Below are 16,043 nucleotides of genomic sequence, written 5' to 3' on the forward strand. Positions count from 1 at the left end.
AACGTTGAAGGGCTGAACACCTAGTGAGGTGTTCAGCCCTTCAACGTGAGCCCGACGTCGATTTACTCGGCGTCCTTGATCTCGGCCAGGACCGTGCCGCTGGTGACGGTTTCACCGATCGTCGCGGTCAGACCCGTGACGACGCCGGCCTTGTGGGCGTTGATGGGCTGCTCCATCTTCATCGCCTCGAGCACGACCACAAGGTCACCCTCGGCCACGGTCGCGCCCTCTTCGACAGCGAGCTTGACGATGGTGCCCTGCATGGGCGCGGTGAGGGAGTCGCCGGAGGCCTTCGCCGCCTTGCCGCCGCTGCCTGCCCGACGGGGTGCCTTCCGCTTGGCGCCAGAGGTGCCGCCGCCACCGCTGAATGCCATGTCGCTGGGCAGGCTGACTTCCAGACGCTTCCCGCCCACCTCGACGACCACCTTGGTGCGGTCCGTGGTCTCGGTGGTGCTGCCATCGGTGGTCGGCCCGGAGTAGGGCTCGATGGTGTTGTTGAACTCGGTCTCCATCCACGTCGTGTAGACGCTGAACGGCTGCTCCGGGTCCTCAGGAGCGAACGCGGGGTCCTCCACCACGGCGCGGTGGAAAGTCAACGCGGTAGGCATGCCTTCGACCTCGAACTCGGCAAGGGCCCGGCGGGCCCGCTGCAGGGCCTGCTGGCGGGTGGCGCCGGTGACGATGAGCTTGGCCAGCATGGAGTCGAACTGCCCAGAGATGACGTCGCCCTGCTCGATGCCGGAGTCCAGCCGGACGCCGGGGCCCGAGGGTGGGCGGAAGGTCATCACCGTGCCGGGGGCGGGCAGGAAGTTACGGCCCGGGTCTTCACCGTTGATGCGGAACTCGAAGGAGTGGCCGCGGATCTCCGGCTCGGTGTAACCCAGTTCTTCGCCGTTGGCGATTCGCAGTTGCTCGCGCACCAGGTCGATGCCGGTGACCTCTTCGGTGACCGGGTGTTCCACCTGCAGCCGCGTGTTCACTTCGAGGAAGCTGATCAGCCCGTCCTGGCCGACGAGGTACTCGCAGGTGCCTGCGCCGACGTAACCGGCTTCCTTCAGGATGGCCTTGGAAGCGCGGATCAGTTCGGCGTTCTGCTCCTCGGTCAGGAACGGCGCCGGGGCCTCTTCGACGAGCTTCTGGTGGCGACGCTGCAGTGAGCAGTCGCGGGTGGAGACGACGACCACATTGCCGTGCTGGTCGGCCAGGCACTGGGTCTCCACGTGCCGGGGCTTGTCCAGGAAGCGCTCGACGAAGCACTCGCCGCGGCCGAAGGCGCTCACGGCCTCACGGGTTGCCGACTCGAACAGTTCGGGGATCTCTTCGATGGTGCGGGCAACCTTCAGGCCGCGCCCGCCGCCGCCGTAGGCCGCCTTGATGGCCACCGGGACGCCGTACTCCTTGGCGAACTCGACGATCTCCTCGGCGCCCTTGGCCGGGTCCTTGGTTCCGGGAACCAGGGGGGCGTTGGCTTTGGTAGCGATGTGCCGCGCCTTCACCTTGTCACCGAGGGAGTCGATGGCTGCGGGGCTGGGGCCGATCCAGATGAGGCCCGCGTCAAGGACCGCCTGCGCGAAGCTCGCGTTCTCGGCGAGGAAGCCATAGCCCGGGTGCACGGCGTCTGCGCCGGCCTCTTTGGCGATCTCGAGCAGTTTTTCCTGCACGAGGTAACTTTCGCCGGGCGTTGACCCGCCTAGTGCGTAGGCCTCGTCCGCGACCTTGACGTGGAGCGCGTCGCGGTCAGGGTCGGCGTAGACGGCGACGGAGGCGATCCCACTGTCCTTGCACGCACGTGCGATACGGACGGCGATCTCTCCACGGTTTGCGATCAAGACTTTGCTGATGGACGCCATGGATCGGACTCTAGCGCGGTAGCTGTCGCGGTGGCGGCTACGTCGACTGGTGGGTTGTTGCGTGAGTGTGAACACACAGCCTTAAGCCACATTCAGTCACTTTTTGCGGGAACCTTTGACCGCCGAAGCCGTCACGATGAGCGCAAGGATCGCGGCAGCGGCTGCTCCCGGGGACAACCCCGTCGGCTCCTGGCCGCTGCGCAGCTGCTGGGCGGGGCGGGGCGCCGGTTCGGCGCCGCGGGTGGCGGCTGACCCGTCCCGGGAGGGGATGCCGTTACCGGCCGCAGCCTGGGTGAAGTCGTCGATGGCGGTACGCATCGCCGCTGCCAACTCGGCGTCGCTGCGAGCCTCGGTGTAGGTGCCGCCGCTGTACTCGGCCAGACAGCTGAGCTGGCGCCGGGCGTTGGCATCGACTCGCACGCCGACGGTGTGGATGCGCACGTCCACCCCGGAGCTTTCCGCTTTGCGCAGCGCTTCGCACGGGTCGGGACGGCAGGACTCTTCACCGTCGGAGACCAGCAGGATGGAACGTTCTCCACCGGAGCCGAGGTCACCGATGGCCTTCTCGACGGTGTACCCGATCGGAGTTTCTCCCACTGGCTGGAAAGACCGGACCGAGCGGCGCAGTTCGTTGCGATCCAGAGGCGCCAACGGCGTGATGAGTCGAGTGTCTCGGCAGGCCTGCGGCGTCGGTTTGCCACCGCTGTTGACTTCGGAACCGAACACTCGCAGTCCCACCTGGGTCGCGGGGTCGATCCGGCCCAGCATCTGATCCACCGCGTTCTGCGCGGCGCTCATCGAGGTGCCGCCGCGGTTGTTCTCGCGAGCCATCGAGCCGGAGGCGTCCAACACGATCATCAGCTTGGAGTCGGCGCCGCCGGAGGGGGCACCGCCCGCGGTATCCCGGCCGCGCCCCGCCGATCCGGCGCGGGCGCCGGGGCTGCTGTCCGGCGTGGCGCGGGGGTCAGCGGCAGCTGCGGGTTCCTCGCGGCCTCTTCCGCGTAAGCGGTCCAAGAACGAGCCACCCCGGCGCGGTGGGTCCGCCTGATTCTGCTCGGGTACAGACGAGCCCGGCTGGTTTCGGTCCCGCTGGCTGCCGGTGTCGGTGCGGCCGCGCAACCGGTCCAGGAAAGACGGTTCCCCGTCACGGTTGAGCCGCTCGTCTCGTCCGCTGTCGGGTGCGCTGTTCGAGCCGTCGTTCTTCGACCCGCTGCCGGAGCCCGCGTCGGCCGAGGGGGCGGGGGTAGTGGTGAAGGTGGGTTCGGGCGAGCGGGCTGTGCTGGAGTCCGAGCCGCTGGCCAGGCCGAACAAGGTGGTCCAGGCGAGGGCAAGCAAGACCAGCAGCCCGATCAGCGGCCACAGAATTGCCTTCATGTCGCTCCTGCCCGGGTCCTGGGTTCACCGAGCGCAATTGCCCGATCATCTCCGCATGTCTAGGGCTTTTCCTGCGCCGGTGCAAGAACATGACCGGGCGTGGCGAAGATCGTGCGGATCGCCGACGGGCCGGTCGGGCTCCGCGGTTGCCCGACATTGCGCACGGGAACCCCTGGTCGGATCGTGCCATTCTGGAGCACAGAGGTGAGGGCGGCTGAGGTGGGAGGCTGGGATGGGAACGGATCTGGCAGCGAACACCGAAGCCCAGCGCCGCCTCTACGGCGCTCCGCTGCGGGACTTGGTGACCGGGGTCCTGACCTCCTTGGAGCTCACCCAAGGACGCTTGGCCGACGTCCTCGGGGTCTCGGCCCCGATGCTCAGCCAGTTGATGTCCGGCCACCGGGTCAAGATCGGCGACCCGGCGGTCGTGCAGCGGTTGCAGAGCCTGCTGGCGCTGTGCGGGGACAGCACTCCACTGAGCCCCGAAGAGCGGGCGGCGCGCTTGCGTGACATCCGCGGTTCGCGGTGCGCTCTCCTGGTTGCCTCGGAGGGGAAGACAGCTCATGAGGTGGTGTTGCAGGAATTACGCGCTCGGGCCACCCGCGACGAGCTCGACGCGGCATCCCAGCGGGTTCAGACGCCCGCGCTGGCAGACCTGCTGCGGGAAGCGGCCCGCGCGAACGGTTGACCGCTCTGGGCGAGCCTGCACGTCGGACGACAGAGCCGCGCCCTACCCGCAGGTAGGACGCGGCTCAGCCGATCAGAGGATCAGGTCACTTGTGTGAGCTGCCCTTGACCCAACCGACGTTCTCCCACTGCGGGTGCATGGAACCGAAGGCCGCCGGGCCCCAGTTCGCCAGCCCCTTGCGGACGGCCCACATCTCCGGGCCGTTGAACAGCGGCATCTGGCCGTACAGCTGCAGCCATTCCTTCTCGATGGCGTTCATCTCGGCGGTCTGCTCAGCCTGGTCCTCGATGCCGCCGAGGGCCTTCATCCGCTTGTCGAGCTCGGGGGTGCCGACCGTGGAGTAGTTGCTACCGGAGTCAGAGCACATCGTCTGGCACACGCTGGTCAGCGGCGAGCTGCTGTTGGAGCTCCACCCCATGGCCAGGAAGCCGAAGTCGCGCTTCTCCATCGTCGGCCCGAACGCTGCCGCGGGGCGGATGTCCAGGGCGAGGTCGATTCCGCCGGCCTTGACCTGCTTCTGCACGGTCTGGGCCAGGGCCGTGGTCATCGGGTCGTCGCCGAAGGTCGTGTACTTCACGCTGACCTTCTTGCCGTCCTTGGCGAAGATGCCGTCTGAGCCCTCGGTGTAGCCGGCGTCCTTCAGCGTCTTCTTGGCGTCCTCCGGGGAGAACTCGACAGGCATGTTGTCGGCGGTCTCGGGCTGGAAGTTGAAGTACAGCGCCGAGTTGGCCGGCTTCTCCTTCCAATCCATCCCGTTGAAGCGGACCTGCTTGATCTCTTCGCGGTTGATCGACTGCCAGATCGCCTTACGGACGTTGATGTCCTTGAGGCTGTCGGCCTTGGCGTTGAACAGGAAGACGTTCGTCGTCAGACGCGGGGCGGTACGCACTTCGAGGTCCGTCGCGCCCTTGACCTGGGCCAGGCGGGCCTTGTTGCCGACGCGGGTGGCATCGATCTCGCCGTTCTTGAACGCCGGGATCGTCGCCGAGTCTTCCATTTGGCGGAAGACGATCTTGCTCAGCAGCGGCTTCTCACCCCACCACTTGTCGTTCGGCTTGAGCACGATCGTCTTGCTCTGCTGGTCGATGGTGTCCAGCGTGAACGGGCCGGAGCGAAGCTCGGGGTGGAACTCCGTCTTCATCAACTCGTTGAAGGCCTTCGGGCTCGCGCCGAGCTTGGGGTGAATCAGGCCCTGGAAGAACTCGGTGGGCGGGTAGTAGGGCGTCTTCATCGTGACGACGACCTCGTTGGGCGTCTCACCCTGAACGACGGATTCGATGTTCTCGTAGCCCGTTGTCGCGACGTTGTTGTAACCGCCCTTGTCGACCGTCTGCGCGTGTGCCTTCCAGGTCGCCTCGAAGGCGGTGTAGTCGATGGGGGTGTCGTCGTTCCACTTGGCCTTCGGGTTCATCTTGAAGGTGATGACCTGCTTGCCGTCTTTCTCCTCCACCTTGGGCATCTCGGTGAGGAACTCGGTGCGCGGGCTCATCTCGCCGTCGGCTGACCAGTTGTAGAGGATCGGGTCGGTGGCGTCCAGAACGCGGTTGTACTCGGCGAGGTTTCCATCGACGTGCCAGCCGTTGAAGTTCGTCGTCCAGTCCGAGATGTCCCGTGTGAAGACGCCGCCCTCCTCCAGGGCGCTGCGGTCCTGGGCGTTGGTGGCCGCGATGTCGGACCCGTCTTGAGCGGCTCCAGTGGCATTTCCGCCGCCTCCGGATCCGCCTTCACCGCTGTCGCCGCCGCTGGCGCAGCCGGAGAGAACGAGGGCTGCGCTCATGCAGGCCGCGAGGGCTAGATTCGTTGTGCGACTCTTCATCGAGTTGTCCTTTCGGGACGAGGCCGCGACTGGGTGTCAGCAGGCTCCGGTGCAGGCATCGTGTGCGTCGTGACCTTTGCAGTGACGAGTGCTTCGTCGGGGAAGAAGCATGCCTGTTTGTGATCTGCCGCGCCGACCTGAACCAGTGGCGGTTCAGTCATGCGGCACTTCTCCTGGCGCCTCTCATCGAGGCCCCGGAAGATCGGGCATCGGGTGACGAAGTCACAGCCGACGGGTCGGTCGAGCGGGCTGGGCAGGTCACCGTCGAGCAGGATGCGTTCGCGGGTACGTTCCGCTTCCGGATCAGGCACGGGGATCGCCGATAGCAGCGCCCGAGTGTAGGGGTGGGTCGGGTTGTCGAAGACCTCGTTGACATTGCCGATCTCGACGAACTTGCCGAGGTACATGACAGCAACACGATCACTAATGTGCCGCACGACAGCCAGGTCGTGGGCCACAAAGAGGTAGCTGATTCCCAGATCGGCCTTGAGGTGGTCGAGCAGGTTGATGACGCCGGCTTGCACCGAGACATCCAATGCCGAGACCGGCTCGTCCAGGATGAGCACCTTAGGTTCCAGCGCGAGGGCACGCGCGATGCCGATGCGCTGGCGCTGCCCGCCTGAGAACTGCGTCGGGAAGCGGTTGAGGTGGTCCGGCTCCAGGCCCACGGTGCGCATCAGCTCGCGGACGCGCGTTTCGCACTCGGCTTTCGCCATCCCATAGGTCTGCAGCGGCTCGGCGATGATTTCGTACACCGTGAAGCGCGGGTCGAGCGCACCCATCGGGTCTTGGAAGACGAGCTGGATATTGCGCCGCAGCTTGCGCACATCGGCCTTCTTGGCCAGATCGCGCACCGACTCACCGAGCACCCGGATGTCACCGTTGGTTGTGGGTGACATCTCCATCAGTTCCAGCAGGGTGGTGGTCTTGCCGCAGCCCGACTCACCCACGATCGCCAGGCACTCACCCTCTGCCAGGTCGAAATCGATGCCGTCGACTGCCTTGACGTCGCCGACCTGTCGTTTGAACAGGGTGCCCTTCATCATCGGGAAGTGCCGGTGCAACTGGGTCACCTCGAGCACACTGGCCCGCTGTTCTCGGGGCAGGGCCGCAAGTCGGCCGACCGGAACCGGCGGCACCGGGAAGATGTCTTCGGCGCCCTTGATCGCGCGTAGTTCCTCACTGCGGATACACGCGGCCAAATGCCCGGGCTCGACGCCCTGCAGGGCAGGCTCGCCGTGCTCGCAGGCATCGACGCGCATCGGGCAGCGTGGCCCGAACGGGCAGCCGGTCGGCTCGTTGATGAGGTTCGGCGGGTTCCCCTCGATCGGCACCAGGCTGGCCTTCTCCCGGCGATCGACACGGGGCATCGAACCGAGCAGGCCGACCGTGTAGGGCATCCGTGGGCGGTGGTAGACCGCGTCCACGTCCCCCTTCTCGACGGGGCGCCCGGCGTACATGACCATGACCTCGTCGGCGATGCCGGCCACGACGCCGAGGTCGTGGGTGATCATGATGACGGCCGCGCCGGTCTCCTTCTGCGCCACCTTCAGTACGTCGAGGATCTGCGCCTGGATCGTCACGTCCAATGCCGTGGTGGGCTCGTCGGCGATGATGACGCGCGGGTTGTTCGCGATGGCGATGGCGATGACGACGCGTTGGCGCATACCGCCGGAGAACTCGTGCGGGTAGGAGTCCACCCGAGTCTTGGCGCTGGGGATACCGACGATCTCCAGCAGCTCGATCGCGCGGGCGCGGGCAGCGTCCTTGCCGATGGGGGCGTGCGCTCGCAGCGCCTCGATGATCTGGTCGCCCACGGTGAACACCGGGGTCAGAGAACTCAACGGGTCCTGGAAGACCATGGCGATGTCGGTGCCGCGGTGCTTGCTCATCTCGCGGTCGGACAGGCCCAGCAGTTCCTTGCCGTTGTAGGTCACTGAGCCGGTGATCTTGGCGGTCTCCGGGAGCAAGCCCATGATCGCCATCGAGGTGACCGACTTTCCGGAGCCGGACTCCCCGACGATGCCCAGGACACGGCCGGGGTGGAGGTCGAAGTCGACGCCGCGCACGGCGTGCACCGACCCGGCCTCGGACCCGAAGCGGACGTGTAGGTCGCGCACCGAGAGCACCGGGGTGCCAGTCGGTTTACCGCTGGTGGCTACCGCGCTGTCGGAAGGTCCGATCGTGGTGTCTGCGGCGTGGCTCATGCCCGCCCTCCTGACTTGCTGTTGGGGTCGAGCGCGTCACGCATGCCGTCACCGACGAGGGACAACGACAAGGTGATCCACTGCAGGCAGATCACCGGGCCCCAGAAGAGCCAGGGGTAGGCCGACAGTTGGCTGGCGGATTGGCCGATGAGCTGGCCGAGGGAGACGTCGGGGGGACGCACGCCGACGCCGAGGAAGGACAGCGCCGTCTCGGCGATGATCGCGCTGAAGGTGCCGATGACGATGTTCAGGATCAGGTAGGAGCCGATGTTGGGGATGATGTGACGCCGGATGATGCCCCAGTCCGAAACGCCCATGTAACGGGCGCTCTGTACGAACTCCCGCTCGCGAAGCGACTGGGTCGTGGCGCGAATGACACGGGCCAGGCCCATCCAACCGAACATCGTCAGCATGATGGCCAACTGGAAGGCGCTGCCTCCGGTGGAGCCCATGAACACCGCGATGATGAGGAAGTACGGCATGAGCAGCAGCAGATCGAGGATCCACATGCCGATCTTCTCCCGAGTGCCGCCCCAGAAGGCGATCGCGGTGCCGTAGACGGCGGCGATCAGGGGCGCGACGATCCCCACGAAGAAAGCGATCATCAGCGACTTGCCGGTGCCGCGGACGAGCATGGCCCACAGGTCGACGCCGCCGCCGTTGGTGCCGACGCGGTGTCCATCCGACCCGGGAGGCGAACCCAGGTTGAGCATGTCCTGGTCGTAGTAGGTGTAGGGGTTGCCGATGTTGCCGAACAGCGCGAACAGCACGATCAGCAGCAGCATGATCATCCCCAGGACAGCACCCTTGTTTCGCACCAACCGGCGCAGGATGAGGGTGGTCTTGCTGGTGATGGCCGTGTCGTGGGGCGCCCCGGTATCGGCGGCGCCGGACTCTGAGTCCGCATCGGCGTTGAGCCCCGGCGCGGTTTCGGTCTGCAGCCGGGTAGCCGGTGGGATCGGCCCGGAACCCATCCGGGCGGGGGAGTTCACACTCGCCGCGAGCGGCGTCTCGGGCAGGAGGTCCTGATCCGGGTTATCCGGGTCGGGGGAGCCGGGCACCTCGCCTCGCGCCGAGAGGTCGTGCGGGTCCTGGTGGGAACTCATATCAGCTCACCCTCGCTCGGGGGTCGACGATCGCGACGGACAGGTCGGCCAAGATCGCGCCGATGGCGAACATGAGGCCGCCGAAGGCCACCCCGGCGACTGCGGCGTTGACGTTCTGGGTCTGGGTGATGGCATCCAGGGTGTAGCGGCCCAGACCTTGCCAGGCGAACACAGTCTCGATGATGAAGGTGCCGACGAAGATCGCCGGCAGTTGGAAGGCGATGCTCTGTGCGACGGGGATGAACGAGGTGCGCAGAGCGTGCCTGCGCACCGCCTGGGACTTGGTCAGGCCCTTGGCGCGAGCGGTGCGAACGTAGTCGGCGTTGATGTTGTCCAGCAGCAACGTGCGCTGCAAAAGCTGGTAGCTGACGTATCCGACGATCGTCAGGGCAATGGTCGGCAGGATGAGGTGTTGGGCGTCATCCAGTAGTCGACCGCCCAGGGTGTCCGGCGGGATGGGGGAGCGGATACCGCTTACGTAGAACAACATCGAGCCGCTTGATTCGTTGGCCTTGATGCCCGTCATCTGCACGATCAGGTAGGTCACCGGGGCGGGGATCGTGCTGATGAAGTAGCTCAGGTTCGTTACGAAGCGGTCGGAGAGCTTGTACTGGCGCGAGGCGGCGAAGACGCCGAGCGAGATGCCGATGATGATCGAGAGCACCGTTGCCAGGAGTACCAGGCGGCCCGAGATCAGGGCCCGCGAGAAGAACTCGTCGTTGACCCGGGATCCATCAGGTCCCAGACCCCAGTCGAAGTGCAACACGATGCTCTTGAGCCACTGCCAGTACCGCTCGAAGGCGTTGGCGTCCGGATCCAGGCCGTTGTTTCGCAGCTGGGCCTTGACCTGCTCCAGCGTGGGCCGCGGCGTGCGTTCCATCAACCGGGTCTGCGGGCGCATGAATGACACGGCGGCCAGGTACGCGATCGAGGTCGCGATGAAGATCATCACGACGTAATTCGCGAGCCGGCGAGCGACGTACTTCAGCATGCCCACGGCTTCGGCTCAGCGGCGCTGTAGCAGCCCGCATGGTGTCTCTGCGCCATAGGTTCGGCCCTCCCTCATCTGCGGGCCGCAACTCGGGTTGAGTCGGCCCGGTTCCGTGACCTGCGTTGTCACGGTATGTGGCGTGAAAGCTAGCACCGAAAAGCATCGTTCGGAGCAGCTTCCGAGAAGGGACATATCGGGTCGTGGCCAAATTGTCACCGCCGATCTCAGTCGGCGGTCGATCCCTCCAGTGTGGCCAGCTCCGCTGCGCAACGGGTCTCAAGCGCCGCCAGTTCGGCGAGAGCGATCTCGACGTCTCGGCGGCGGTTTTGTAGGTCTTCCCGGCGTAGCGCGATCTGGTCAAGCACATATCGCAGTTGCCCGGCTTCCCCCGGCGGATCGTCATACATATTGACGATGGTGCGGATTTCCTCCAGGGGAAATCCGAGGCGCTTGCCGCGCAGTACCAGCGCAAGGCGGATGCGGTCCCGTTTACGGAACAGTCGTCGGGTGCCCTCCCGCTGCGGTGTGATGAGCCCGATCGCTTCGTAGTGCCGCAGGGTGCGGTGGGTCACCCCGAATTCCTCGGCGACCTCGGCGATGCTGCGGGTCTCACTGTCCTGCCCCGCAGTGGCCGTGGGGTGGCGCTCGGCGGGGGTCACGTGGCTGCCAGGGGTTGTCACGGCCGCCAGCCTGCTTTACGTTAACGTCAACGTCAAGCAGTTCGCGCCTGAGTCGCGCCCCGACGACAGTTCACCCATCATCGCTATGACGCTTCAATCGCGCCGCCATCACGAAGGGACGCCCCCATGTTCGAGCTCTCGAGCGACCACGAGGATTTCCGCCGCACCGTCCGGGATTTCGCCGAACAGGAGATCGCCCCCCACGTCCACCGGTGGGACCGCGAGCACCACTTCCCCGCCGACCTCATCCCCAAGATGGGGGAGATGGGATTGTTCGGTCTGGTCGTGCCAGAAGAGTTCGGCGGTCATGCCGGCGACGGCGGCGAGTTCACCTACCTGTGCGTGGCCATCGAAGAGCTCGGCCGCGTCGACCAGTCCATGGGAATCACCCTGGAGGCGGGGGTGGGGCTTGGGATCAACCCGATCCTCACCTACGGCACCCAGGAGCAGAAGGCGCGTTGGTTGCCCGACCTCGCCGCAGGGCGTGCACTGGCCGGGTTCGGTCTGACCGAGCCCGACTGCGGTTCCGATGCCTCAGGTACCAAGACCAAGGCTGAACTGGTGGACGGCCAGTGGGTCGTCAACGGCGCCAAGGCCTTCATCACCAACTCCGGCACCGAGATCACCTCGCTGGTCACCGCCACGGCTCGCACGGGCACCCGGGAGAACGGCAAACCGGAGATCAGCGCCATCATGATCCCCTCCGGGACCCCTGGCTTCACGGTCGAGGCGCCCTACGACAAGCTCGGTTGGAACATCTCTGACACCCACGGTCTGAACTTCGACAACGTGCGTGTGCCCGAGGAGAACCTGCTCGGTGCCCGCGGCAAGGGCTACGCCCAGTTCCTGGCCACCCTGGACGACGGCCGGATCGCGATCGCGGCGTTGGCGTTGGGCTGTATCCAACGGATGCTCGAAGAGTGCACCCGCTACGCCAACGAGCGGATGGCTTTCGGCAAGCCGATCGGTGTCAACCAGGGCGTCAGCTTCCAGGTCGCCGACCTGGCCGTGATGGCCGAGAACGCCCGCCTGCTGACCTACCGCGCCGCGTGGCTCAAGGATGAGCTGGACGCCGGTCGTCGTTCGCACACCGAGGTCAAGCAAGCAGCCTCCATCGCCAAGCTCTACACCTCCGAAGCGGCCGTCACCTCGACCCGGATCGCGACGCAGATCTTCGGCGGTAACGGATTCATGGAGGAGTACCCAGTAGCGCGCTTCTACCGCGACTCCAAGATCCTGGAGATCGGCGAAGGCACCTCCGAGGTGCAGCGCATGCTCATCGCCCGGGGGCTGGGCCTACCGGCCTGAGGTTCCCGCACGGGGTCGGATAGCAGCGGAGCAAACCGCACAGACGGGGCCATCGCCGCACCGATAGGGCAGCAGTGGCCTCGTCCCGGCCCTGCAGGGCACCCCCAACGGTTAGCCTGCCGAATAGGTAGCCGTCGTCCGAGCGAACAGAGAGGTCGGGATGACCACCGCGACACCCCCCACCAGCGGTCCTTTTGCGGCCCCGGACCCGGCGGGTGATCCTCGGGTCGGCGATGTGCGTGGCCGGTTGAACCGGGCCCACGCCGCGTCCGCCACGTTGTCCGAGAAGGCGCGCACCAAGCTCGACGCGCAAGGCAAGCTCTTCGTCCGAGATCGCATCGACCTGCTCTTCGACGAGGGCAGTTTCATCGAGGATGGGCGCTACGCGAACTCCACGGCGCCGGGGCTGCCTGCCGACGGCGTCGTCACCGGGCGGGGGACGGTCGAGGGGCGTGCCGCGATCGTCATCGCCAACGATCCCTCGGTGAAGGCTGGCTCATGGGGCGCCCGTACGGTCGAGAAGATCATCCGCGCCACCGAAGCCGCGCTGCGGGAGGAGTTGCCGGTCTTCTGGTTCGTTGACTCTGCAGGCGCGCGCATCACCGACCAGGTCGAGATGTTCCCTGGGCGCCGTGGTGCCGGCCGCATCTTCCACAACCAGGTGGCGCTTTCGGGTCGGGTGCCCCAGGTCTGCTGTCTTTTCGGTCCCAGCGCAGCCGGCGGTGCCTACATCCCGAGCTTCACCGACGTCATCATCATGGTCGACGGCAACGCCTCGATGTACCTGGGCAGCCCGCGGATGGCCGAGATGGTCGTGGGGGAGAAGGTGAGCCTGGAAGAGATGGGTGGGGCGCGCATGCACTGCACCGTCTCTGGAGTGGGCGATCTGCTCGCCGAGGACGACGCGGAGGCGATCGAGCTGGCGCGGCTGTACTTCTCCTACCTGCCAGGGACCTGGCGTGAGGATCCGCCGACCTACGACGTCGAAGAACCCGAGGCGCCGCTGACCCCGACGACGGTTCCCGAGATCGAGAGCCAGCCGTTCGACATGCACGAGGTCGTGGAGGGTTTGCTCGACGAGCAGTCCTTCTTCGAGATCAAACCGCTGTTCGCTCCGGAGTTGATTGTGGGCTTCGGGCGGATGGGCGGTCGCACCGTGGGGGTGGTGGCGAACAACTCCGCGGTGAAGGGGGGAGTGCTGTTCACCGACTCGGCGGACAAGGCTGCACGCTTCATCTGGCAGTGCGATGCCTACGGCATCCCGCTCATCTACCTGGCCGATGTGCCGGGCTTCATGATCGGCTCCGAAGTGGAGCGGGGCGGGATCATCCGGCACGGGGCCAAGATGGTTTCGGCCGTTTCCGAGGCGACGGTGCCGCAGTTCTGCGTCGTGGTCCGCAAGGCCTACGGGGCCGGGTTGTATGCCATGGGCGGGCCGGGTTTCGGGCCGGACGCCACGATTGCGTTGCCGACGGCTCGGATCGCGGTGATGGGTCCGGAGGCGGCAGTCAACGCCGTTTATGCGAACAAGATCGCGGCTATCACCGACGAAGACGAACGGACTGCCTTCGTGCAGGCTCGGCGGGAGGAGTACTTGGCCGACGTCGACCTGGAACGCCTGGCCGCTGACTTGGTCATCGACAGCATCATCGAGGCCGACGAGCTGCGGGCTGATCTGCTGCGCCGGCTCGAGTACGCGCGGGGGCGGGAACGGCACTTCTCTGACCGTCGCCACGGAGTCCCGCCGGTATAGAGCGCGACGGCACCACGGTTTCGAAGGGCCCCACGGCAGGTGCTGTGGGGCCCTTCGGCGGATGAAGGGGATGCCATGGTCTGACTGTGGGCGGCGCCGGAACTCATCCCGCAAGGCGCCTGAACCGAACCCTCTGAACCGGCCGCAGCGCTGCGCGATGACCCCTAGCGGGCTCCGAAAGGGCCCGCCGGCGCCGGCTGATCGCCCCATAAACGCTCTGACCAGGCGATTTGCGTCGGGTGGTGCGACCGTCCTAGTCTTCGGGAGCTGCTTCGGCGGGAATCGCTTCACGCGGAACTCGTAGCAACACCGGCCGATTTGACCGGGATTCACGAACAGCATATGTTTCACCAGTGCCCAGCTCGGGCCGCCTCTTACAGATCAACTTCCGCCGGAAACGGCAAAGCGGATTTGACAGGGAACCGGGCAGGGAGTAAGTTTGAAGAGTTGCCCCGGAGATGAGCTCGCAAGAACAGCGAGTGAATTACCGAGTGCACCCGATACTTGAGAACTCAACAGCGTGCCAAAAAGCGATGCCAATTGTTTGTTGGTTTAACGTCAATGTGATGTTTTGCCAGATTTGAATTCTTTTATGGAGAGTTTGATCCTGGCTCAGGACGAACGCTGGCGGCGTGCTTAACACATGCAAGTCGAACGATGAAGGCAAGCTTGCTTGCTGGATTAGTGGCGAACGGGTGAGTAACACGTGAGCAACCTACCCTTCACTTCAGAATAAGCCTGGGAAACTGGGTCTAATACTGGATATGATCTCCTGCTGCATGGTGGGGGATTAAAAGTTTTTCGGTGAGGGATGGGCTCGCGGCCTATCAGCTTGTTGGTGAGGTAGTGGCTCACCAAGGCGACGACGGGTAGCCGGCCTGAGAGGGTGACCGGCCACACTGGGACTGAGACACGGCCCAGACTCCTACGGGAGGCAGCAGTGGGGAATATTGCACAATGGGCGAAAGCCTGATGCAGCGACGCCGCGTGAGGGATTAAGGCCTTCGGGTTGTAAACCTCTTTCATCGCCGAAGAAGCGAAAGTGACGGTAGGCGGAGAAGAAGCACCGGCTAACTACGTGCCAGCAGCCGCGGTAATACGTAGGGTGCGAGCGTTGTCCGGAATTATTGGGCGTAAAGAGCTTGTAGGCGGTTTGTCGCGTCTGCTGTGAAAATTCGGGGCTTAACTCCGGACGTGCAGTGGGTACGGGCAGACTAGAGTGTGGTAGGGGAGACTGGAATTCCTGGTGTAGCGGTGAAATGCGCAGATATCAGGAGGAACACCGATGGCGAAGGCAGGTCTCTGGGCCATAACTGACGCTGAGAAGCGAAAGCATGGGGAGCGAACAGGATTAGATACCCTGGTAGTCCATGCCGTAAACGTTGGGCGCTAGGTGTGGGGCTCTATTCACGAGTTCTGTGCCGCAGCTAACGCATTAAGCGCCCCGCCTGGGGAGTACGGCCGCAAGGCTAAAACTCAAAGGAATTGACGGGGGCCCGCACAAGCGGCGGAGCATGCGGATTAATTCGATGCAACGCGAAGAACCTTACCAAGGCTTGACATACACCGGAAAAGTGCAGAGATGTGCTCCCCGCAAGGTCGGTGTACAGGTGGTGCATGGTTGTCGTCAGCTCGTGTCGTGAGATGTTGGGTTAAGTCCCGCAACGAGCGCAACCCTTATTCTATGTTGCCAGCACGTAATGGTGGGGACTCATGGGAGACTGCCGGGGTCAACTCGGAGGAAGGTGGGGACGACGTCAAATCATCATGCCCCTTATGTCTTGGGCTTCACGCATGCTACAATGGCCGGTACAGAGTGCTGCGATGTCGTAAGGCGGAGCGAATCACTAAAAGCCGGTCTCAGTTCGGATTGGGGTCTGCAACTCGACCCCATGAAGTCGGAGTCGCTAGTAATCGCAGATCAGCAACGCTGCGGTGAATACGTTCCCGGGCCTTGTACACACCGCCCGTCAAGTCACGAAAGTTGGTAACACCCGAAGCCGGTGGCCTAACCCCTTGTGGGAGGGAGCTGTCGAAGGTGGGACTGGCGATTGGGACTAAGTCGTAACAAGGTAGCCGTACCGGAAGGTGCGGCTGGATCACCTCCTTTCTAAGGAGCATCAACCGAATGGTTGCACCTTTTATGTCACTCGTTTGTGGTGACTGGGGTGTTGCTCATGGGTGGATCATCGATTATTTGGCTTCTGCTGGTTCGCATGTCTACGAGTACGGCCGGCTGCATCTTTTGGGTGTGGTTGGTGTGGAAAGTG

10 protein-coding genes and 1 rRNA gene are annotated in these 16,043 nt (G+C 64.9%); 4 read left to right on the forward strand and 7 right to left on the reverse strand.

The features are described 5' to 3' along the window. Positions 1-62: 62 nt before the first annotated feature. On the reverse strand, positions 63-1,850 hold the full coding sequence (locus G9V96_RS12790) for an acetyl/propionyl/methylcrotonyl-CoA carboxylase subunit alpha (protein ID WP_168583374.1): 1,788 nt from the start codon (positions 1,848-1,850) through the stop codon (positions 63-65). 96 nt (positions 1,851-1,946) lie between these two features. Further along, complete coding sequence (locus G9V96_RS12795; RefSeq protein ID WP_168583375.1) at positions 1,947-3,224, reverse strand: vWA domain-containing protein; 1,278 nt, start codon at positions 3,222-3,224, stop codon at positions 1,947-1,949. Between the two features lie 232 nt (positions 3,225-3,456). On the opposite strand from G9V96_RS12795, the gene G9V96_RS12800 reads away from it, so the two are divergent. Further along, entirely contained in the window at positions 3,457-3,912 is a 456-nt protein-coding gene (locus G9V96_RS12800; protein WP_168583376.1) for a hypothetical protein, read from the forward strand. Positions 3,913-3,997: 85 nt separating this feature from the next. Here the strand turns inward: G9V96_RS12800 and G9V96_RS12805 are convergent, their stop codons facing one another. The 5 genes from G9V96_RS12805 to G9V96_RS12825 all read right to left on the reverse strand — a co-directional run bounded on the left by G9V96_RS12805 (position 3,998) and on the right by G9V96_RS12825 (position 10,712). Then, entirely contained in the window at positions 3,998-5,728 is a 1,731-nt protein-coding gene (locus tag G9V96_RS12805) for an ABC transporter family substrate-binding protein (RefSeq protein WP_168583377.1), read from the reverse strand. Then, positions 5,725-7,935, reverse strand: a complete 2,211-nt coding sequence (locus G9V96_RS12810; RefSeq protein WP_168583378.1) for an ABC transporter ATP-binding protein — start codon at positions 7,933-7,935, stop codon at positions 5,725-5,727. The genes G9V96_RS12805 and G9V96_RS12810 overlap by 4 nt, the downstream gene beginning before the upstream one ends. Next, positions 7,932-9,041 (reverse strand): ABC transporter permease, encoded by a 1,110-nt coding sequence (locus G9V96_RS12815; RefSeq protein ID WP_168583379.1) that lies wholly within the window; start codon positions 9,039-9,041, stop codon positions 7,932-7,934. Before G9V96_RS12815 ends, G9V96_RS12810 begins: the two co-directional genes overlap by 4 nt. A gap of 1 nt (position 9,042) precedes the next feature. After that, complete coding sequence (locus G9V96_RS12820) at positions 9,043-10,032, reverse strand: ABC transporter permease (protein ID WP_168583380.1); 990 nt, start codon at positions 10,030-10,032, stop codon at positions 9,043-9,045. Positions 10,033-10,256: 224 nt separating this feature from the next. Further along, positions 10,257-10,712, reverse strand: a complete 456-nt coding sequence (locus tag G9V96_RS12825) for a MerR family transcriptional regulator (protein WP_319643814.1) — start codon at positions 10,710-10,712, stop codon at positions 10,257-10,259. 126 nt (positions 10,713-10,838) lie between these two features. On the opposite strand from G9V96_RS12825, the gene G9V96_RS12830 reads away from it, so the two are divergent. The 3 genes from G9V96_RS12830 (at position 10,839) to G9V96_RS12840 (ending at position 15,883) form a co-directional block, all read left to right on the forward strand. Further along, positions 10,839-12,020 carry an acyl-CoA dehydrogenase family protein gene (locus G9V96_RS12830; RefSeq protein WP_168583381.1) on the forward strand — a complete coding sequence of 394 codons (1,182 nt, stop codon included), beginning with the start codon at positions 10,839-10,841 and terminating at the stop codon, positions 12,018-12,020. Positions 12,021-12,180: 160 nt separating this feature from the next. Then, positions 12,181-13,773: an acyl-CoA carboxylase subunit beta gene (locus G9V96_RS12835; protein ID WP_168583382.1), complete on the forward strand. Its 1,593-nt coding sequence runs from the start codon at positions 12,181-12,183 to the stop codon at positions 13,771-13,773. Positions 13,774-14,362: 589 nt separating this feature from the next. Beyond that, positions 14,363-15,883 (forward strand): 16S ribosomal RNA (locus G9V96_RS12840). The last annotated feature ends 160 nt before the right edge of the window (positions 15,884-16,043 follow it).

Source organism: Gephyromycinifex aptenodytis, from assembly GCF_012277275.1.
GTDB classification, from domain to species: domain Bacteria; phylum Actinomycetota; class Actinomycetes; order Actinomycetales; family Dermatophilaceae; genus Gephyromycinifex; species Gephyromycinifex aptenodytis.